19 protein-coding genes are annotated in these 21256 nt (G+C 37.6%); 13 read left to right on the top strand and 6 right to left on the bottom strand.

Annotated features, from left to right (window positions below; genetic code table 11):
• The first annotated feature begins 541 nt into the window (after positions 1–541).
• From DSZ37_RS16485 to DSZ37_RS16450, 8 genes are all read left to right on the top strand, one after another.
• Positions 542–1486 carry a DUF6076 domain-containing protein gene (locus DSZ37_RS16485; protein WP_146198212.1) on the top strand — a complete coding sequence of 315 codons (945 nt, stop codon included), beginning with the start codon at positions 542–544 and terminating at the stop codon, positions 1484–1486.
• Between the two features lie 57 nt (positions 1487–1543).
• The gene (locus tag DSZ37_RS16480; RefSeq protein ID WP_181380353.1) at positions 1544–2275 is read left to right on the top strand and encodes a LytR/AlgR family response regulator transcription factor; all 732 of its coding nucleotides are present in this window, start codon (positions 1544–1546) and stop codon (positions 2273–2275) included.
• Complete coding sequence (locus tag DSZ37_RS16475) at positions 2272–3570, top strand: sensor histidine kinase (protein ID WP_109727945.1); 1299 nt, start codon at positions 2272–2274, stop codon at positions 3568–3570. Before DSZ37_RS16480 ends, DSZ37_RS16475 begins: the two co-directional genes overlap by 4 nt.
• Positions 3571–3666: 96 nt before the next feature.
• Positions 3667–4233 (top strand): accessory gene regulator ArgB-like protein, encoded by a 567-nt coding sequence (locus tag DSZ37_RS16470; protein WP_109727944.1) that lies wholly within the window; start codon positions 3667–3669, stop codon positions 4231–4233.
• Positions 4234–4246: 13 nt separating this feature from the next.
• On the top strand, positions 4247–5431 hold the full coding sequence (locus tag DSZ37_RS16465) for an FtsX-like permease family protein (RefSeq protein ID WP_109727943.1): 1185 nt from the start codon (positions 4247–4249) through the stop codon (positions 5429–5431).
• A complete protein-coding gene (locus tag DSZ37_RS16460) occupies positions 5431–6651 on the top strand; it encodes a hypothetical protein (RefSeq protein ID WP_109727942.1) in 1221 nt (406 codons plus the stop codon). Before DSZ37_RS16465 ends, DSZ37_RS16460 begins: the two co-directional genes overlap by 1 nt.
• A 12-nt stretch (positions 6652–6663) precedes the next feature.
• Entirely contained in the window at positions 6664–7326 is a 663-nt protein-coding gene (locus DSZ37_RS16455; protein ID WP_109727941.1) for an ABC transporter ATP-binding protein, read from the top strand.
• 244 nt (positions 7327–7570) lie between these two features.
• Positions 7571–9118: an RNA-binding domain-containing protein gene (locus DSZ37_RS16450; RefSeq protein WP_109727940.1), complete on the top strand. Its 1548-nt coding sequence runs from the start codon at positions 7571–7573 to the stop codon at positions 9116–9118.
• Positions 9119–9397: 279 nt separating this feature from the next.
• On the opposite strand, the gene DSZ37_RS16445 is transcribed toward DSZ37_RS16450, so the two are convergent.
• The gene (locus tag DSZ37_RS16445; protein WP_109727939.1) at positions 9398–10192 is read right to left on the bottom strand and encodes a hypothetical protein; all 795 of its coding nucleotides are present in this window, start codon (positions 10190–10192) and stop codon (positions 9398–9400) included.
• A gap of 260 nt (positions 10193–10452) precedes the next feature.
• On the opposite strand from DSZ37_RS16445, the gene DSZ37_RS18050 reads away from it, so the two are divergent.
• The 3 genes from DSZ37_RS18050 to DSZ37_RS16430 all read left to right on the top strand — a co-directional run bounded on the left by DSZ37_RS18050 (position 10453) and on the right by DSZ37_RS16430 (position 13550).
• Entirely contained in the window at positions 10453–10818 is a 366-nt protein-coding gene (locus DSZ37_RS18050) for a hypothetical protein (protein ID WP_242978653.1), read from the top strand.
• 758 nt (positions 10819–11576) lie between these two features.
• Positions 11577–11801 carry a hypothetical protein gene (locus DSZ37_RS16435; protein ID WP_028521599.1) on the top strand — a complete coding sequence of 75 codons (225 nt, stop codon included), beginning with the start codon at positions 11577–11579 and terminating at the stop codon, positions 11799–11801.
• A 120-nt stretch (positions 11802–11921) separates the two neighbouring features.
• Entirely contained in the window at positions 11922–13550 is a 1629-nt protein-coding gene (locus DSZ37_RS16430) for a recombinase family protein (protein WP_181380352.1), read from the top strand.
• 137 nt (positions 13551–13687) lie between these two features.
• On the opposite strand, the gene DSZ37_RS16425 is transcribed toward DSZ37_RS16430, so the two are convergent.
• From DSZ37_RS16425 to DSZ37_RS16415, 3 genes are read right to left on the bottom strand one after another with little or no spacing between them, the layout of a single operon-like run.
• Positions 13688–14119, bottom strand: coding sequence for a hypothetical protein (locus DSZ37_RS16425; protein ID WP_074719196.1), 432 nt, complete (start codon positions 14117–14119; stop codon positions 13688–13690).
• Positions 14109–15254 (bottom strand): cyclic GMP-AMP synthase DncV-like nucleotidyltransferase, encoded by a 1146-nt coding sequence (locus DSZ37_RS16420; RefSeq protein ID WP_109727937.1) that lies wholly within the window; start codon positions 15252–15254, stop codon positions 14109–14111. Before DSZ37_RS16420 ends, DSZ37_RS16425 begins: the two co-directional genes overlap by 11 nt.
• Positions 15254–16336, bottom strand: coding sequence for an SAVED domain-containing protein (locus tag DSZ37_RS16415; RefSeq protein ID WP_109727936.1), 1083 nt, complete (start codon positions 16334–16336; stop codon positions 15254–15256). The genes DSZ37_RS16420 and DSZ37_RS16415 overlap by 1 nt, the downstream gene beginning before the upstream one ends.
• 590 nt (positions 16337–16926) lie before the next feature.
• Between DSZ37_RS16415 and DSZ37_RS16410 the strand changes: the two genes are divergently transcribed.
• Both DSZ37_RS16410 and DSZ37_RS16405 read left to right on the top strand, forming a co-directional pair.
• Complete coding sequence (locus DSZ37_RS16410) at positions 16927–18231, top strand: AAA family ATPase (protein ID WP_181380351.1); 1305 nt, start codon at positions 16927–16929, stop codon at positions 18229–18231.
• A gap of 33 nt (positions 18232–18264) precedes the next feature.
• On the top strand, positions 18265–18996 hold the full coding sequence (locus DSZ37_RS16405; protein WP_109727934.1) for an MvaI/BcnI family restriction endonuclease: 732 nt from the start codon (positions 18265–18267) through the stop codon (positions 18994–18996).
• A gap of 47 nt (positions 18997–19043) precedes the next feature.
• On the opposite strand, the gene DSZ37_RS16400 is transcribed toward DSZ37_RS16405, so the two are convergent.
• Both DSZ37_RS16400 and DSZ37_RS16395 read right to left on the bottom strand, forming a co-directional pair.
• Positions 19044–21056: a site-specific DNA-methyltransferase gene (locus DSZ37_RS16400; RefSeq protein ID WP_207655920.1), complete on the bottom strand. Its 2013-nt coding sequence runs from the start codon at positions 21054–21056 to the stop codon at positions 19044–19046.
• A complete protein-coding gene (locus tag DSZ37_RS16395; protein ID WP_109727933.1) occupies positions 21037–21237 on the bottom strand; it encodes a sucrose-6-phosphate hydrolase in 201 nt (66 codons plus the stop codon). The genes DSZ37_RS16400 and DSZ37_RS16395 overlap by 20 nt, the downstream gene beginning before the upstream one ends.
• Between the last annotated feature and the right edge of the window lie 19 nt (positions 21238–21256).

Here is a 21256-nt window from a genome sequence, read left to right as displayed (position 1 = left end):
GACCTGCTGTGAACTCACAGTGGTATCCGCCGCACTCCTGCCTGACCGAATCAGAAGCCGCCCGACTGCACATCGGACTCATAGACAACCTAAATGCTCGGCTGCCCCGGCACACTCCCATTGCCTGCGACGGTTTTATCACGCTCGGACTGTGGCTGAGTGTAAGTATCCGTTCCCGACTTTCATCGCTTACTTCACATCTGCGCTATGTGAAACCAGAGATGTTATCGCTCGCTCTTTCGAGGTCATCGCGCATCTCTGGGCTGGTACGGCTCACCGCCCCACCATCGGAAACAACGTAACTCCTGATCCCATATTCAATTTTCAAGTTGCTGTCTAAGTCCGAAGACTCTTCCTCAGTTCCAATCATAACAGACTTTTTTCACATAATAAATGCGAAATGAAACTCAATTGTTTATTTATACTTCCATTTCAATATGATGTGTGCTATAATAGTGGTAACCTATCTTTGGAGGCAAAACTTATGTATCTGAGCCGTGGACTGTACGTTTTCCCAAATAAACATACTATCAGGCGCTTTATGTACGATGGAGAGGAAGCGACTGAGCTGCCTGAGATAACTTTTGAGCAGCAACTGATAGACTTTCTTGAGATCGATCTGACGCCATTCAACAGACTTCTTGACAAACTGAAAGCATATACCAAGGAGAACACGACTCCTGATGAACTTTTGAGCGTGTGCCGAGCTGTTGGATATACCGCTGAGATCTTTTGTCAGGAAGAACCAGTGTACAGCTTTCTGCTGTGTACAAAGCTGTATGTTGACAGTTATGATATATCAAGTTATGAAGAGCTTTTTGAGTATAAGGATCACGCTGTTGAAATGCTGCGAGATATGGTACACACTCAAAACATCTTCTTTACTATCGCCGATGCGTATTGCAGGTTCGAGGGTAGTCACGAAGAGAAGACAACCAAAGCATTCTTAGGCAGGGAAACAATTTTCAAGTGCCAGTTTGAACAAGTCATTGCTCATACAGATGTCGGCACGGAAATGTTTCAGATGACAAGACCTAAGCTGCCATATAGCAGAGGTTACCGTTTTGACAACCTGCCTGCCTATATATGGTACATCTTCCTGCACGCAATGGAATATGATACGAGTTTCAGTCAGTGCGACTACTGCGGACATTTTTTCAAGCCCAAGACAAAGAAAAAGACCCGATACTGTGATCGGGTCAGGGATGATGACGGGCGCACCTGTAAACAGATAGGTCCGCAGCAGATATATAAATTCAGGATAAATCACAGCGAGCTCCTCGCGGACTATGACAGAGCTATCAATCGCAATTATAGGCGTGTCGAGCGGTACGAACTTAAACTCGATGACGAAAAGCTGGGCAAGGACTTGTCCTATAACGATTATGCCGACTGGCTCAGGGAGCTTCATACTGCAAAGATGTCTTTCATGTCAGGAGAGTTGTCAGAGGAAAAGTTCAGGGAGGCTATTCATCGGATAGATTGATAGATGCTTATTATTGTGGTATAATTAAGCTAATCCTAAAAAAGGGGGAAGATGTGTATGCTCAAAATAGCAATAGTAGATGATGAGAATAAATTCATTACTATTTATAAAAAAATTATATGTGACACGTTTTCTGAATATCATGTGGTTGTAGAATTAGAAACATTTAATACTGGGAAAGATTTTAAAAAATCTCTTGCAAAGAATAAATATGACCTTGTATTTATGGATATAGATATGCCTGAGATATCCGGAATAGATATTGCATCCGAATTAAGAAATAATAATCAAAACTTTGATTTAATCTTTGTATCGGCTCATCCGCATTTTGTGTTTGAAACTATCAAATTCACTCCGTACAGATTTATACGCAAAACTAACCTGAAATCTGAAACCATTGAAGCAATAAGCTCGTATTGTAGCAGAACACAAATTAAATACAAAATGCTTTCTCTCGAACTTCAAAACGGAGATTCAATCAGTGAAAAAGTTAATGACATTATTCAGTTTTTCGCTGTACGACATGATGTATATTACACGAATAAAAGCGAAAAAGACGCGAGAATTCTTTCGAGAAAATACAGCTTATCTCAACTTGAACAGCTTACAAAAACGTTAGGTTTTATCAGAGTTCATAAATCATATCTTGTTAATTATAGGTTTATACGGAGTATAAATGCTAAATCATTACTAATGTCCGATGGGAGCGAAATCCCAATAAGTCATGGAAAAAAGACTGAAATACAAGAACTGTTCATGAAACTGCTAAGAAATGAGGATACCCTATGATGTGGACAATTGTAGAAATAATAGCTATTGTGGCAGAATCGTTTCTTGCCCTTATATTCAATATAGGCTATTTTAGGCTGAAAGATAATAAGCATTATTATCTAAAAATCATTGGAGGTACACTGGCTCTTAGCTTATGGGACTATTTTGGTACTATGCTTGTAAAAGCAGAATTTCTTGCAATGGGTGGGTTTGCAGTAATTTTATTTTTGTTTTCGTTATTGTATTTAAAAAATTCAACTTTTGAAAAGTTTATTATAGCCGTAATAAGCTGTACCCTATTCTATCTTATAAACTTGCCGATTTTGTACATATTCTCATATTTGTTTAGCAAATCAGCCTATGATATGACGGTTGCAACAGGAACAGAACGAATAATAATTCTGTTTTTGACAAAAATGCTTTATTTTGTAGTAACTCAGCTTATTGTCTTTTTCAGGCAAAAACAAGCATTTCTATTCAAACGTGATGAATGGATTCTTGTATCATCAAGTTTCACAATAACTTTTATTATTGCTTTTTTCTTATATTCGCTAAGTATAGAGCTTTGGAATCAATTATACATTTTCATTGCAATAGTAGTATTGCTTATTGCTCTTGATGTAGTTGCATTTAAATTCATGATAAAGATCAATCAAAACAACACTGAACAAACAGAAACCGAGCTTTTAAAGCTCAGCCTTAAGCAGCAATCTGAAATGATAGAGAAGATCAAGGTGCAATATGACAATCTTTCAGAAATGAGACATGATTATGTCCATGAACTTGCCTATATACAGGGAGTACTGGAAGACAAGAATTATATAAAACTCGAAGAATATATCAAAGAAAAGCTTTCTTCCGAAAAGCTGAAAGGCTACAATTTTATTTTCACATCAAACAAGATAATTGATTCAGTGATAAACTACAAATTTTCTATTGCTGAACAAAAAGGTATATCGGTTGTCTGCACGCTCACAGCAGATATTCCGGAGAGCTTTGAACGAGATATTTCAATTATTCTTTCAAATCTGCTTGATAATGCAATCGAAGCGTCGGAGAAATTGAAAGATGTTAAGCCTGAGATCATTTTGAATATATTTGAAAAATCGGACTATTATAGTATCCTTATAAAAAACAGGATAGCAGATTCAGTAATATCAGTAAACAGACAATTACACACAACAAAGGCCGATAAGCAGCATCACGGATACGGATTGAAAACTGTCAGAGTTTTGGCAGATTCACATAATGGTATGGTGGATATATATGAAAAAGACGGTTTTTTCATTGTAAATGCTTTACTTAATATCTGAAATTTGTCCCCAAATGACTTTTTTAGTCGTTTGGGGACAAAATTATTGACGGAGACAATATTTGAAGTTATACTGTGCTTGTAAGGAGGAGTGACGATGATAAATAGACTAAGCACTCTGATTTCCGATCAATTTGTAAAGCACAATATTATACCTAAGGATGCAAAAGATGTATATACTTATGGAGTTGAAATAACAATATCAAGTATAATCGGATTTTTGATAACATTGGCTATCGGATTGTTGTTTGATTCACTCATTAATGCAATGATATTCTATGTCATATTTATTTCGCTTAGAAGCATGACAGGCGGATATCATGCTAAAACATACTTGAAATGCAATTTTATATTCACGACAATAGCATTATTTGTAATAGTATTCAGCAAGGCAGCTTATGAAATACAGACCTCCTTTGCCCTATTAACATTCCTATTCTTGCCAGCTGAAACAATTATCATTTGGCTTGCTCCAGTCGACAATATTAATAAACCAATAGAGGAGAAGAAAAGAGTATATTGGAAAATTACAGCTGTAATAACATCAATTCTTTTATACGTTCTCAGTATTCTTCTTTACATAAATCAACATACTATTGAAGCTACAATTATTGTAATTACAGTTTTTGCAGTTTCGGTGTTATGTATGATACAAACTAAATAATAGAGGTAAAATTATGAGATATTTATTCAAAAATTTGAAATCATTTATTAAAACAGAAAAAATGATTTTTCTTCTTGTTTTGCTCTGTATTGTAACATCTTCATTTATTATCAACTTTTCATATGGTCTATATCAGAACTACAATGTTGTGAAGAAAGAAGAAACAAGCGATCTTACTGAAATGGTAATCACAATTAACAATCCTGACGATGTGACAAAGCAGAAGTTAAAAGAATGCATTTTTTCTATATCTGATTCAACAAATAGTTCTATGAAAATGTATGTTGCCAGTCCTATTATTGAGCCGTTTTACTCAAAGCAAAACGATCCTGACCAACCGTGGAACGCTATTATGATGTATTTTGTCGCTGAAAACGGAAGAATAAAGCATTCAGCACGTTTTGAAGAAAATCTAAAAAACAATGGTAATCTGGTCAGTGGCGAATACTTCAATGATGCTCAAGAAACAAATGGTGATAAAGTTGCAATAGTCAGGATTATTGAAGATGGACAAATGGATTTAGGTTGTACCAAAGAGATAACAACAAGGGTTGAAGGCGAAAAGCGATGGGTTCAGATACAAAACAAGGAATATGAAGTCATTGGTTATCATAAACAGCTGGCAACTCCATTTTTCCCCTTTGAATCGCTTGACGAGGAAACAACTTTTCAAAATTGGATAGGCATTGTCTTTAAAGATTCTATGACAATATCGGAATATCAGGATATTAAGAATAATTTTGAGAGCATTTTCGGCAATAGCGTTTCCGTTCCTGAACTTGATATTCCCGAATCAGAAAACTACTATCTTTATAATACAATAACTGCAATTTCTGTTCTTATAGCTTTACTTGCTGCAATCAATTTTTCTGTGCTTTATAAATATATCCTTTCAAAAAGAACTAAAACTCTCGCAATTTTCCAGATTTGTGGCTGTACAAGAAGTAAAATCTTATTCCTGTTTATAAGTGAATGTATGATTATTGCAATTCCGCTGTTTACTTTAACTACAGTTTTTTATGCCAAATTTGTACTTCCGTATTTGTCTAAGTATTTCGAGTACATTGAAGGTGCCTACAACATAAAATTGTATTTGCTCATATTTGCAATTTATATTTTCAGTACAATATTTGTCTTATTAATAATGATTTTGAGATTTCTTAGAAAAACAATCAACGAAGCAAGGAGGGAGAGCTAATGCTGTTCAAACTTGGTATGAAGAACTTAAAGCAAAATCTACTTATGAATATACTAACCATACTTCAAATGTCTATTGTATTTGTTATTTTGATTAGCATTATCTCTACTATCGTATCCCGTTTCACCTACTATATGCCTTTTAAAACGTTTATGAATAGTAATGGTTACTACTACAATATGATCAATGCAATCAACCCTGAAACCGGTGTTACATTAAGAACTAAAGACGAAATATGTAGTATGATCGAAGGCGAGAAAGATGTAATCGCAGAATATGATGTTTTTCTTGATGATATTGATAATGAACAAACGAACGACACTGAAAAACTACACGATAAATTCATAAGTTATGACGATGAATTTGCAGAGTTATTTACGCCTGAATTAGAAAGCGGACATTGGTTTGAAGTTAATAGCCCCACGGCGGAAACCGTTCCGGTAGTTGTAACGTGCAATCCATATGGCTTAAAAACTGGTGACAAGATATTTCTCGGATTAGATGGCGTCGGATTTAACGCTGAAATAATAGGCATTATTAAGGACAATACGAAAATACTTGACACATCTTTGCGTTCGCACAACTCACTTGACTATAGAAATCTTTACCGCGACTACTCTTTTGAAAGAGAAGGTAGACCAACATTTATTATGCTGCAAAAGGATTTGATTGACAAACCCGTAATAATGCAACTTAATGGAAATTTGTTAGTGACTTATGATGATAGTGTCACAGATGAGCAGATTGAACTTAATGATCAGATTTTGAAAAAAGTTCGTGTTCAATATTTTGATAGTGCAGCAAACATGAAAAAGAACAGCTTAAGTTATATTTTTTCGCAAATTCGTACATTAATACCAATATTCATCAGCATATTCATTTTAACTATGGTAGGCGCAATAAGTACATCTGCACTTTCAGCTAAAAAACAGATCAAAAATTATGCGATTTTCTATGTTTGTGGTCTAAAATGGAAACAGTGTGCACTTATTAATTGTTGGTCATCACTTATATGTGTAAGTTTCTCTTTTGTCATAAGTTTGATTTCAACATTAGTAATTAAACAAACAGGATTATTCGGAAGAACGGTGATAGAATTAGGCATATGGCAAATAATCGGATGTGTGATAGTGGTGTTATTATATATGACACTTTCTATGATACTGCCATTACAGATTGTCGGTAAAAGCACACCAAATCAAGTTTTAAAATCAAATTAAGGAGGAACCAATATGCTGAAATTAGAAAGCGTTCATAAGGTATACAATAAAGGTAAATCTAATGAATTTGAAGCATTAAAAGGGATTGATCTCAAAGTGAATGATGGTGAACTTGTAGCGATTATAGGTAAATCAGGTGCAGGTAAATCAACACTGCTTCACATACTTGCCTGTATCGACAGCTATGAGAGCGGAAAATACTGTATTGATGATACACTTGTAAGAAACTTAAGCGAAAAAAAACTTGCTGAAATCAGAAATAAAAAAATAGGAATGGTTATGCAGGATTTTGCATTGGTAGATGATTTTTCATGCATAGAAAACGTGTTACTCCCACTTGATTTTTCAAGAAAAAAGATATCAGATAAGAAAACAAAAGCTATGAATGCATTAAAATCAGTTGGAATGGACTCAATGGCAAAGAAGTCCGTTAATAAGCTCTCAGGCGGTCAGAAACAACGTGTTGCAATAGCAAGAGCGATTGTTAACGAGCCTTCTGTTGTCCTTGCCGATGAACCTACAGGTGCGTTGGATTCAAAAACATCGGCTGAGATTATGGAGCTTTTTCACGCACTTAACCGTAAAGGAAAAACTGTTATAATTGTTACTCACGACCTTGAAATTGCAAAGCAATGCAACAGAATAATTGAGATATCCGACGGCAAAATAATTTGAACGGTTCCCGGCTTAAAAGGTATGTAAATGTATAATTATCAATACCGGCAAACATACAAATGTGGCGGTATCTATGTGAATAGGTGCCGCTATATTTTTTATTCGTAATTACTCTGATAAATGTGTGTTGTATCGTCTTGTTTAATGATTATAGCAGAATTAGTACTTGAATAAAAATTGCATTTATGGTATAATAGCTTATAAATTAACGATACTAACCATATATCCAATACAGGAGTTAGTTATGAAACGTGAAGATATACGGAAAATGGCTCATGACATCATTGAAGGCGGTGCTGTTGAGTCGGACTATATAGAATACAAGAGATCTGCCGAAACAAGAGGCAGCATACTCAAGACCGCCTGTGCATTCTGTAATAACTATATGAACCGTGAAATCGGACTTATCTTTATCGGCGTAGAGGAAGTCAACGACGAAGAAAATGGTATCAAAGCAATCCCTATGCGCCCTATATCAGGCATCGACATGGGTAATATTGAACCAACAGAAAACGCTTTAAAATCGTTGCTTTCAAACATTACCCCCACCCCTAAATATCAGCTTATCCAGGATGAAATAGATAGTAGAACATATATTATTATCGCCGTTGAGCCCGGTAGCGACGGTCCGTATGAGACTAAACAACAAGCTGAAACCGATAAGTCTATAAGACTTAAGCCTGGCAGGTATATTCGAGTTCGCCGCGATACAAGGCTTCCTAATAGGCGTGAAGAGTTTGAACTTCTCAAAAAGTTTGCAGATTTTCATTTTTCCTCTGAACTGAACGAAACCGCAACCATTGACGATCTCAATTATGAATACATGAAGGAATATCTCATAGCTACCAATGCAAAACCTGATATTCGCTCCATGCCCAAGGTTGATATGGCACAAGCAATGGGACTTATCAGCAAAAACGATTACAGCGGTTATCGTGCCAAGAACTTCGCTGTTCTGATGTTTGCGGATAAGCCACAGGAGTTCATTCCTTATGCTCGAGTTGAGATTATTCGCGAGGCGGTAGGCACTGACAAAATGGTATCACAGGTGTTTGACGGACCAATCTGGATACAAGCAAAGCGTGTCATTGATTACTTTAGCGAGACGATAATGTCCGCATATACAGTTCGTGAGCCCGACCGTGTCGGACACAGAATGGTCTACAATTATCCGCTTGCAATGTTCTCCGAGCTTGCGACCAACTGCATACTCCATAAGGAATATAGCAGAAAAGAATACGTTGGCATTTATATATACAAGGATCATATCTCATTTATCAATCATAACAGGCCTGTTCCGCCTGTTACAATTGAAGCTATGAATAATGATACTGAGTTCCGTGACAGAGTGTATCTCAATCCTGAGTTGAAGGAAATGTTCTTCTCCCTTGATTTGATAGAGTCATACGGTTCAGGTATACGCAGAGCAAAAAATGCTATGAAGGAGAATGGTTCTCCGGAGCTTGTCTTTGAGCCAAGCAATGATACTGACGACTATACTATGGTTACAGCATATATCAATGAGGAATTTGCAAGAATTCAGGCGGAGGAGAACGAAAAGAACAACCGCCAAGAAAACCGCCAAGAAAACCGCCAAGAAAAATCTGACAATATAGAAAAAGCTATCATAGAGCAACTGCTTCTTGATCCTAAAATCACAAGAAAAAAACTCGCAGTGTTGCTCAATGTCAGCGAACAAACAATCAGATATCGCCTTGAAAAGCTCCAACGAGAGGGAAAGATATCTCGTAAGGGTTCAACCAAATCCGGAGAATGGATCGTAACAGAATAGTTCAAAGAGAGGTGCTTACCAAGTAATTTGGCACTCGAAATGGCACTCTAAGTGGCACCCGAATGGCACTCGAAACGTGAGCCTCAATGAAGCGATTAGCACCTCAATGTATAAGAAAAAAGCAGGGATAAACGCTCCTTTTTCAGAAGTATCCCTGCTATATATTCATTGAACGTTGGTTTACTTTTTGGAGGACAATGCGCCACTTTTGGCACTTGTTTGGCACTTATTTGTACTAAAAATCGTCTGAAATCGCTTGAAGTTACTATAAATGAAGCTTCAAAATTCCGCGAAATACAGCCATTTTCGTATTTTACTAAAGACTACTAAAAGGCTCGGGATTAATTCAATTATTGTATGTCCCATGCACATACTTCCGCTTGAAATAACGCCTATATATTTTTGAAATGTGTCAATCACTTTCTGAGTTGTCGGATAACTGTTGTGGTCACATAGTTCGTCAACAAACGGCATAAAGATTTTCTTGACGCGGATAATGTCCTCGATAAAAGTTGAGAATTCGTTTGTCATCTGCTCGATACAAGTTGTAAAGTCAGCAGCATCTTTTCTGTTCTCGTAGTTGCTGAAAACTTTCTTGCTATCAAATTCGTAGTCAGATAATGCTCGCAGTTCGTTCAAATCTTCTGTGATATACATTTCCTCATAGGATACAGGAGTACTCTCTGCGTTGACAAAGTGTTCGTTGTAGTCATCGACTTCAAACTCCGAGTCCTCATAGAAAGGCTCGTCAAAGATGTCGTTGTAGTAAGCGAACAGATTTCTCAGGAGACCGTGTCTGAAATGTTTTGTGTCGTAGGGCGGAAGCGACTTCGCAATATCCATGATGCTGTCGTATGTAAATTCTATTTCCTGTGCGCACTTTCCTATGTCAGCAGGACAGAACAAGGAACTGATGTTCAGCTCAGACTTTGCACGTTCACATACATCAAAGAGTTCACCTAAGTCATAAAAATTCATTGAAAAATAGCGTAGAAGTATCTCTCCGAGCGGATAAACTCTGCCGTCGGAAAGATATATTTTTCTGTCATGGTAGTGTGCTTTTATCTCAAACATAATAACTCCTTTCAGAAATAGTGTTCTATTTCGTCAGAGCACATAATACTGCGGTTTGCTTTGGAAACAGCTGTATAAATGGCAAAAAGCCAAAGTTTACAATTTGTTCATAAAAATAGATTATAGATTGAACTCGGTAGAGATAGTATACTATATCTATTGACTTTTGTCAAGAGAGCGTGTATACTGAACACAGTTAAGACTTCCGGACAACTCTTGACATCACAAGTAAAAACTCGAAACGCGAAAGGAAGATGTAGATGAAAGATTTGAACGTTATCAACTGCACAGCATACTCTAACGGCGTCAATTCGCCTCTGGAGTATCTCAACATCACTACGCCTGCCGAGTTCAAGGTGGTGATGGATCTACTCTGCTACTACGACAGCGAAAAGAAAACCTCAACCATAAGCCGCACAGGTATTGCAAGAGACACTGCAATGTCGGTGAGCAATGTTGAGCGCGCACTGAAAACTCTTGCGCAGAAGGACATCATTCGTATCCACAACAACTATGCTGGCAACGGTCGTCAGGTCGAAAACTCTTATGAGGTCGCATTCCTGAATTACGACATGGATGAGGACAAGCTTCATGATGCAGAGTTGGCATTGAAATTTAAAAGTTAATTGTCATAGGGGCTGTGTCATGATGTCATAGGCTTATATATTAAGTATACAAGAGAATATATACTTAATACAGAGAGGGAAGATATATATTAGCTATCAAAGATGATATAAACTATGCGCCTTCTTTTCTTTGCAATAATAACTATGACAGGTATTGGCAGCTGAAACAGGCGCAGAAAGCCCCTTTTTAGCCGCCCTCAGAGTGAAAATGGTATAGCTACCCCACCGCTTCCGTTGAATGCGATTGTCGCGCAACGTGGAGCGAGTGTGGGGATGCCACACAAATACTGTTGGCGAAGAAAAAAGTGGCGGCGGTGACAAAAAGTCTTCCCTTTTGGGAAGGCAAGCATCGCAGACGGCATTCCGCCTGCCGCTGAAAACGGGAGAACCCGTGCCCCTTTTTGGTTTGCAGGAAAAAGGCTGGCGTCATTTGCGCCCGCCATTCCACATCGGACGGGCAGTGCCCGCCGATATTTCGGCATTTGCTGTGAAGTAAGCAGAGGCGTCTTTTCTTGGGAATTTCAAAAAAGCAGGCGTCTTTTTTGAGGAAAAAGCCAGATAAAGGCTATGATTAGGGAGATATGGGAGGCGTCTGAGCAGCATAATTGCCGCTGTGAGAGGAGTGATAAAAAACCGAGCAGGCCTCGCAAGGGATGCTCAAAAAGTCTGGGCTGGTAACACGCAGGCTCAGCAAAGACGGTACGATTAGATTTTGTACCTGTGAATTTGAATTGAATAGTTTTAGAGGAGGCGGATGTATGAGCGTAAACCTTGAAAAGACTCATTGCAGTGAAGATCCCGAGGTACAGTCCGTATTGCATCACGACTGTACTGTTGACGGTGTCACCTATCGTGTTTGGTCTGCTTTCCTTGGCAGGAAAAGAGCTGAAGAGTCGCTCGGAGAACTAATGCTCCGACAGCTCGAAAGGGGGTATGAAAAGCCTGCCTTTGATGCAAAGCAGACCGAGAGCGAGTCGATGTAAAAGTCGGAAAATGTTTTTTGTGCAGTCCTACGAAATCAGCTGTGCACACTGGATTACTGAGCGGAGATGTGGTATACTGTCCGTGTAAGGATCTGCTGCACGGCTGTGAAAGGAGTTATAATGAAAAACAAACAGCCTAAAAAAGCAGCTCTGTATTGCAGGCTCTCGGTTGACGACGGACGAATGGGCGAAAGCGTAAGCATTGGTTCGCAAAAATTATTATTGGAGCAGTACTGCAAGGATCATGCAATAGATAATTATGAAGTGTACGATGATGACGGATACAGCGGCACTAACTTTGACCGTCCTGCGTTCCAGAGAATGTATGAGGACATTCAGAACGGACTGATAGATACTGTCCTTGTAAAAGACCAGTCACGATTCGGAAGGTCGTATATCGAAGTCGGAATGTATGTTGAAAAGTTCAAAGAGCTCGGAGTTCGGTTCATTGCTGTGAGCGACAACTACGACTCCATGAAGAACGAAAACGATATGATGTTCCCGATGCGGAATGTGCTGAATGATTACTTCGCAAGAGAGGCTTCTATCAAGACTAAGACTGCGAAGAAGGCAAAAGCGAAAGCCGGACAGTACATTGGTTCAAAGCCGCCCTTCGGTTACAAGCTGGACCCGAACGACAGGCATCATCTTGTGATAGACGAGCCTGCCGCGGAGACAGTACGAAAGATATTCAGAATGGCGGCGCAGGGGATAGGCTACAATAAGACCACGAAAATCTTCCGCGAGGAAAAGGTACTAACGCCTATCGCCTACTTCAATCTCCATAATCCTGATTACTTCAAGTCGGATTACTGGAGAAAGGAGTTCGACTGGCACGTTACTTCCATAAGAGTTATACTCGAAAACGAAGTCTACCTCGGCAAACTGATCTACGGAAAGCAGCGGTGCAAGTCAATGAAAAGCAAGGAGAAGGTCAAGGTTCCTAGAGAGGACTGGATAATCGTTGAGAACTGCCATGAGCCGATAATCTCTCAGGAGCTGTGGGACGAAGCACACAGAATGATGAGCACCAAGAGGCGTCCAACGCTGACAGGTGAGGTTCAGATGTTCGCAGGTCTGCTCTACTGTGCAGACTGCGGTCATGCGCTCACCTACTCGCAGAAGGAACGCAAAGACGGTACATATCACGGAGCATACTCATGCTGGATGTACAAAACTCACGGCAAGGAATACTGTGCTTCGCATTATATTACCTACGATGTGGTGTACAAGCTTGTGCTGAAAGACATCCGGAGAGTGCTGAAGTCATATCGTAAAAATAAGGATGAGTTCAGGTCATTCCTCGACAGCAAATGCAGCGACAGCAGTGCAAAGAAGATAATACAGCATGAACATGAGCTTGAAAAAGCACAGGGCAGAATAGCTGAGATAGACCGCCTGCTCAACAAGCTCTATGAAGATAATGCACTCGGAAAGATCTCAGATGATCGCTACGCACAGATGACAAAAACATTTGAGGAAGAACAGGCAGAATTAAAGAAGGCGATACCTGAACTGACATATGAGATCACGACGCTCAAAGCCAGATCCGATGCCGCCGATAAATTTACAAAAGTAATTGACAGTTATACGGATATAAAGGAACTCAATGCTGATATACTCAATGAGCTTATCGACAAAATAGTTGTCCACCACAAGGAAAAGCTCTATGGGAAAACATATCAACAGGTTGAGATATATTACAGATTCGTAGGCGAACTGAAGGAAACTGTGGCAAAAGCAGCGTAACAATCGAAGAGAAATTATGTTCGCTTTAAAAACAGTCCTCGGTCGCGTGTTCAAGTCACGTTTCCAGCTCCACAAGAAAACCGCTTAGAATAGACTTCTAAGCGGTTTGTGTTTTTAAATAATGTTATGATGAAGCATCAGCTTTCTGGATGTTCTCCGCCACCTTGCCATTCGCCAGTAGTGAGCCATATTTCGTAATAGAATAACCATTCAATTGCCCAAGGAATAACTGTATTACTTAGTAACATACTATTTGTGAATTCCTTGTATCGAAATAAGCAAATCTCTACTTTCTTTTTTGCGACATCCACACCATAATTATGCGGGAAGTTTGGATCATCCAGCTTTTTCAACGCATCTCCAAGTATATATATTCGTGGAAGGCTATTGATTGAATACTGTAATTCAATATTATACTTCCTCGATAAATGTGTAGGTTGAACCTGAGATTTCCATATCAATTTGTTATTAATTATTTTACACTTGCTATTTGCAAATGTTTGACACAGAGCTGCTTTCTGTTGTGCTAAAGACAGCCGTTTGGCTTTAAAAAAGCTCTTATATACCAAAGAAAGTATGCCCCTTTACCTTAAGTAATGAAGATGCAGCGGTAGTGTTAACAAGCCCGTTTTTACCTCCGTCAACATAAAGTCTGTTATTTTCGCGAGCTGTTCGCATTTCTTCTCCGTATTTATTCAGTGCTCTGTTTATCGGCTTTTCTCCCAAACACTGTTTGAGAGCCTCTCCTATTTCGTCAATGCCAGAAAGTTTAAGAGGAGACTCGAGAATATCCTTCTTTACAGTAGTCAGCCAGCGGAAGAAATTATCTGCCTTTTGAGGTTTTTCGTTCCATTTATCTGCAAAATTTTCTTCCTGCATTACAGGATTCAATATTTTGTATTCTCCGTTATTGTATTCAATATGATTTTGCATATTATCAAGTATTGACATAAGTGCATCATATATATTTGATTCGCCTTTATATGAATAAGCGGCTAAGGTTGTTATTATTATTGATATTGGTGCATCATCAGAATTGCCAAGGAACATGATATCACGATGTCGCTTCAATAACTGTATTGCTTTTTGAAGCGTAGTCCTCCTCTTATATGTCGGCACTTTTTCAATTTTGGTTGCACGCTCTGAAAAAACACCGCTTTTGTTAATAGGGTGATCATTTGTCATTCTGTCAACAAACCAATCATGATAAGCTTCTGGATTGCTGTATTTATTGATATATTCGCCATTTTCAAGCTTGTGAGTTAACCGAATTGATGTAGAACCAAAAGGTTGAGCTTTTGTATATTGTGGTGAACTTGGCAATATATCCATATGAAAGCCGTCATAACTCATTGTCCAGCAGCGTTTTCCCTCTTTTTCAAGTTTCTGTTTATAGATTTCATGCTCCTTTAAGCGATTGCCTACAAGTCCTTTTAGTGATTTAGGAATAAGGTTCTGACCGCCTTCTAACAAGCATACCAAATCCATATCATAGTCATCATCCTCGTCAATAGGACGTACAACCGTTCCCAAATTCATAGATCCTTGTGGCTTTATGGTTACTTTATAATCAATACCTTCTCCTAACCATTTTCCCACAGCTTCGTAGCTACTAACAGCCTTATCCATCATAGTTGGTGTAATATTAAGCTCGTCGGCAATTAAATCTAGAATTCTGCCTAACTCCTGCTTTTTATGTTCCATTAGCAATCACCTCCTATGGTAAGAGTTTTACAAAAGCCGTTGTAATCGTCATATATATGCAATTTAGGATAGATACCAGGCATATATCTACGACCAATTTCGAATGCGGCTGATACAGGTATCGCTGGAAATACAGATGTTTCAACAGCACATTCTTTGTTTTTGATCTCATCACATACAGTTTGATATACATGCCAAAAATCAGACAAATCATCGATGCTGGAGATAGCATCAACACCTATTCTTTCAGCACTTATAATATATATTATATCAGCATCTACTATATCAGTGACTCTTTTGGGGTTAATTTCAGCAGTTAGCGATATAATAAGTGCGATATTACTACCAGCTCTAACAACTATTCTGTTTACCGAAAAGGAATTGGTTTTTCTGGTTTCTATCCATTTCCAAGTATCTGGCACACGTTTCTTTTGGTAGATATCAACGTTGGTTTTGTCCATAAACAAGTAGCCAAGTTTGATAATCAACGGAATAGGAGCAAGTGGAAATACTGAAAAGATAGTATTAGGATCACTATCAAGTTCGTTGCCTATTTTTCGGTCGAAATCTCGTTTTAATTGATTATCAATGTCTGACCAGTATTCAGAGGTGTTATAATCAAAAGCGGATTCTATAGATATATTTATTCCGCAGGTGGACGCAGGCCTTTTTTGTGGCAGCAACGCTTGCGCAGTAAGTTGATTATCGATGTGTGTTAAGCTTACATTTTTTATTGGTGAAAAGAAGATTACTCTTTCTGATTTAGGAACGAATATTAAATCACACATTTCTCTGATACTATCTTCGTGCTTTTTCTTCATTTCTAAAAGCAATTCTTCTGGATAGTCTTCCACATAATCGTCAATCATTTTATGATGCTGTGGACATAACAACATCAAGTTTTCTAACTTGTCAGATAATAAGTATGACCGAGTTTTATCTCCACGTGGTCCATCTGGACTTGCGGCAACGATGTGCGCAACATTTGAGGCGTTTAGTTTTTTGGCGGTTATATTATCATAAAAAATATACTTGTTACAACCATCAAATTCACATCTTCCAGCAGAATTAGCACATAACATATGTACAGTAAATGCGGAAGGGCTTTTTCCTCTGTTGCTACTATTTTTTTCTGATTTTTCGTCATTATAGTTTTCCTTTCTTTATAAAAAATGTAAAAATATACTTGAAAAATCAGAGCAGACATGCTATAATGTTATTGCGATTTATATTATATGATCACGCCTGCTCAGCATTTTCAAGTTTCTCCTATTTAGTTAGGAGTTGAGCGACGATGACCTTTGACTTTTGTTCCGTCTGCCTTTTTATAGGGCTTGACAGGAACTATTTTTTTCTCTTGGACACCGCGTGTGCTAGACTTTGTTTTTGCCATTTTCACACCTCCTCAGGAATTTTTAGCACTCTCTGCGCTTTAGTGCTAATTATATTATATCACTTCGCAGACAATATGTCAAGTGCTTTTATTACGTTTTTTTCACTTTAAAAGCATTTTATGCTAAGATTTTTCTTGAAAGTATGAATGCATCAGAGAAATTTAAGGAAAAACTTGACTTTTTCTGATGAATGGTTTATAATGTATTTGGTGATTTTTATGCTAATAAGATTTTCAGTTAATAATTTTCTATCATTTTACGATACTCAAGAATTGAGCATGGAAGCAGGAAAATATAGAAATAATTCTAATCGACTAAAGAAATATGGTAAGCACAAATTGCTAAAGTTTCTGTCCATTTACGGAGCTAACGCTTCTGGTAAATCGAATTTAGTTACTGCACTTGGTTTTTTTCAGTCTATAGTAGTGGAATCATTTAGAACAGGGTCTTACCCATTATATTGTAGAGTTAATGAAGAAAACAAAGAAAAGACATCTTTATTTGAAGTCAAACTGCTCTTAGATGGAAAAATTTTTGTATATGGTTTTAAATCAGTTTTATCCAAAAGCATATTTACAGAAGAATGGCTTTATGAAGAATTACAAAACGGAAGCAGAAGAAGTATATTTACAAGAGATATTCAAAACAGTGCATTTTTGCTTGGTGAATATATAACTTCGAATAAGCACATTGAAAGACTTAAGATTTATGGCGAAGATATTAAATCTGACGAAACGGTATTATTCTTAAAACTAATGAACCAAAATAAATCATCCTTGTATGATAAAAGTTCAAAATTAGACGTATTCAAAAGAGTTTTTTCTTGGATTAAATATGATCTTGATGTTAATTCACCCGAAAACCCTATTACAAACTATTCTATTTTAAACGATTCGGAAAGTATCGAAGAGATTACAAAAAAACTATCTGATTTTTCAACTGGTATTGTTAAATTTGAAATTGTTCCTGTAACTGAAGATAAGATTTCTGCAAATATACCTAATGATATGATAAAAGAAATACAGCAACGGTTACTTGATCAAAAAAATCAACATCCTGAAATACCTGATACATTTAAACCAGCTGTCTTGATTAGAATGCCTGAAAGACATAATATGTATATAATCGAATTAAATAATGAATTGCAATTTGAATTTAAAACAATGAGTTTCAAGCATGAAAATTCAGAAGCTACTTTTGCGCTTTCAGATGAATCAGATGGTACGGTTCGCTTATTAGATATTATAGAAGTGTTATTAAAAAGTAATGAAAACAGAACATATGTGATAGATGAAATAAATCGTAAATTTCATCCATTACTTACACTAAAATTCGTTGAAGAGTTTTTAAAGATAGCAGAAGAAAGAGATGTTCAGTTAATAGTTACTACACACGAATCACAGTTGATGAATTTGAAATTACTTCGTCGTGATGAGATTAGTTTCATAAACAAGGATGAACGAGGCTATTCGTCCATATATTCTTTAGATGGTTATGATGTTAGATTTGATAAAGTAATCGTAAAGGAATACTTAAGTGGACATTATAATGCGGTTCCAAATTGGGTAAAAAACAGATTATAATATTATTTTTCAAAGAATAGTAAGGAGTGTTTTATGATAACTACATTGAATGATTTTATTGATGAATATACTCAGATTTGTAATATGGGCTGGATCAAAACACATCGTTCCGGGCCGACTGGCATCGGAAAAACCCTTGAAGATCTTCTTGGTATAGTTGAGAACAATATTGACGGTCCAGATTTTGGTGATTACGAGCTCAAATCATGCAGGCTAAATTCAAATAGCATGCTTACTATTTTCACTAAAACGCCACAGCCACAAGGTGCAGCTAACACACTTCGTATGACTTTTGGTTATTCCAGCGATGCTTATGATAATGACGAAAAGGTTCTCCATTCGACACTGTCTGCGGATCGCTATGTAGCGATTGCTAATACAGGACATAGCCTGAAAGTTTCATGCTCCGACACAAAGATTTCTATTATTGCTGAAGATGGTAAAGAATATGCATATTGGACTCGTGATCAACTGAGAACAGCATTTGAAAAGAAATATAGAGGAAAATTCGTTTATGCAAAGGCGCATTCAAGAGGCGCTGGTGCTAATGAAGAATTCAAATTTGTTGAGGCATACGAAGTTTCCGGTTTTGATTATGATGCCTTTGTTTCTCTTCTCGAGCAAGGTAAGATTTACATCGATCTTAGAATTGGTCAGTATCATGGCGGAGCTAAGGATGGTCAGACTCATGATCATGGTACTGGTTTCAGAATTAAAGAAAATGATCAATCTCTGCTTTTTAAAGTGAATAAAAAAATTGTCTAATACACAACAAAGCCCTGGGTTTCACTGAACTCAGGGCTTTGTTAGCTTTATTCTTTTCTGAGAATTACAATATGTTCCATAGTCATAGTAGTGCCTTTGGCGCCGGTAATATTTGTCGGAGAATTCAACGAAGGCATCACTTTGTTAGGAATGTTTCGGTCAACAGTATATACTGGAACAAGCCCGTATTGCGGAGCAAGTTCAGTTATAATAACATCGGTTTGAAGCAGTTCATTTTTCACAGTTCTGTTACCAACTACCCAGAATTGATAGCCGCCAGACTTTGTTTTTCTTGCTATGTTACGCAGAGCAGCATCAAGATCAGCGTAGAAACTGTATACATCGCCAGCTCTCTCGATATCAGCATCTTTAATTGTCTCAAGCGATGTTCGTAATGTCTCACTTGGTAAAACAAATTCAAAACCGTTTCTGTATTTTTTTCCACCCATTAACGATTTATCAACGCCCATTATTTCCTTCTCGGAGAGTTCAAACAGATTAATCCACTGAAGCGAAAGTCTGCTATACTCTCCGTATGCAACGGTTGTTCGACTATCTCCGTAAGGCGGAGAAGTAATGATAAGATCGTATGTATCATCTGCGACATCAAAAAGCGAACAAACATTATTGTTGAACACCGATACTGAAGGCTTAGAATCGTTCCTTTCAAGCACCTCACAGAAGTCTTCCATTTTAGCGACATTACGCAGTAATATTTTGCTGAATTCATCGTAAACATCTGGATTAAACACTTGTACTTTTGCAGCTGGCATTCTAAACAGCTTAAATTCACCATTGCGCCTGTTGGATACAAAGCGAATAGTTTCGCTCATTGCCACAAAAACAAAATCTCGGATATCTTTATTCTTAATCCTCTCGATTTCTGATTTTATTATTGCAAGCTCTAAAATAACTCGCGGTCTAAACCAATATCCCATGTTTTTGAATTCAGGGATACAGATGTCTATGTCATTGGATTCGCAATAATCTCTAAGGTATGTATGTGCCTTGTCTCCCCATCCTTTTTTGTTTGTTAAATCCAAATTAAGAATATCTGTACAGTAAGAATCGATGTTGTCAAGGGCGGATGAATTAGATGTCCTTTTTTGCGATATTCTTTTAAGAAGTTGATCTACCTCAGCAGTCAGCTGCTTGTTATCTAAAGGCGTAGTTTTAACTTTGCTTAACAGCAGTGCCAAAGGATTTATGTCATTTCCCGATACCGTTTCAATACCGTTGACCATGCCTTCTACAAGTACCGTTCCAGATCCGGCAAAAGGATCTAATAATGCATGAATAGGCTGTATATCTCTTACAAGCCTGATTATATTTCTGCTTATGGGGCAAACCATCATTGCCGGATAATTATGAAGACCATGCGTATACTCTTTAGTGTCATCTTCTCGAAAATCCCAATAATCAATTGGAAGTTTCTTTAAAGCCGCAATCAGTTCTTTGTCATTTGCAGTAAGCATTGGTTTCTCTCCTATCTTTTGCGGAGCTTTTTTCGTTTTTTCAAAGCAACCCTCATGTGTTTTTATTTCAACAGTACAGATCGTATCATTGTGCCATCCGCCATGCGGAACAAGAAGAATTCTCTCGATTTCAAAGCCATACTTATTTCCGATGCCACCACTATTCCATCCAAATGTTATAACTCTACCGCCAATTTTTACAATGCGGGATATTTCACGTTTGTGATTGCCCCAGAATGATGCTTTTGTCGTGTCCCATGTAACGGAGTATCCGACATTGTTATAACACTCACTGACTTGACGAGGTGAATATGGAGGATCATAAAGCACGCCATCTACAGAATTATCATCAAACATTTTCAGGAATTCTAAAGCATCAAGGTGATAATCAGTGTCGTAGTCTGTGTTCAGGTCATTGGTTATGCTTGCTATTTTATTTTGGTTTGCAAACGGATCAATCCATAGCAACGAAAGGTCTACAGTTTCTCCTATCAATTGCTCTATAGGCTTAATCTTGAAAGTATTTTTATTGGGCATTGCCCATACACGTTCAATACGAATCGGTTTATTTTTTGCTTGTGCCACCATTATCCTCCATTTTATCATCAGGCTGTAAAATCAACCGATTGTTAGCTCTGTCAATGTATATAGAAAATTTGCTCTTTCCTTTTTCTACAGAAAGGTTTGACAAAATACTTTTAGGCAGTCTAATTCTCATATCTTGTTGAAGAATATATGTATCAAGATAAATAAGTCCGTTTTCCATGCTCGTCCTCCTTTTAGAC

It is taken from the genome of Ruminococcus flavefaciens, assembly GCF_900116855.1.
Taxonomy (GTDB): Bacteria; Bacillota; Clostridia; order Oscillospirales; family Ruminococcaceae; genus Ruminococcus; species Ruminococcus flavefaciens_R.
The sequence above is the reverse complement of the archived record's forward strand: the minus strand, read 5'-3'. Positions and strand labels throughout refer to the sequence as shown.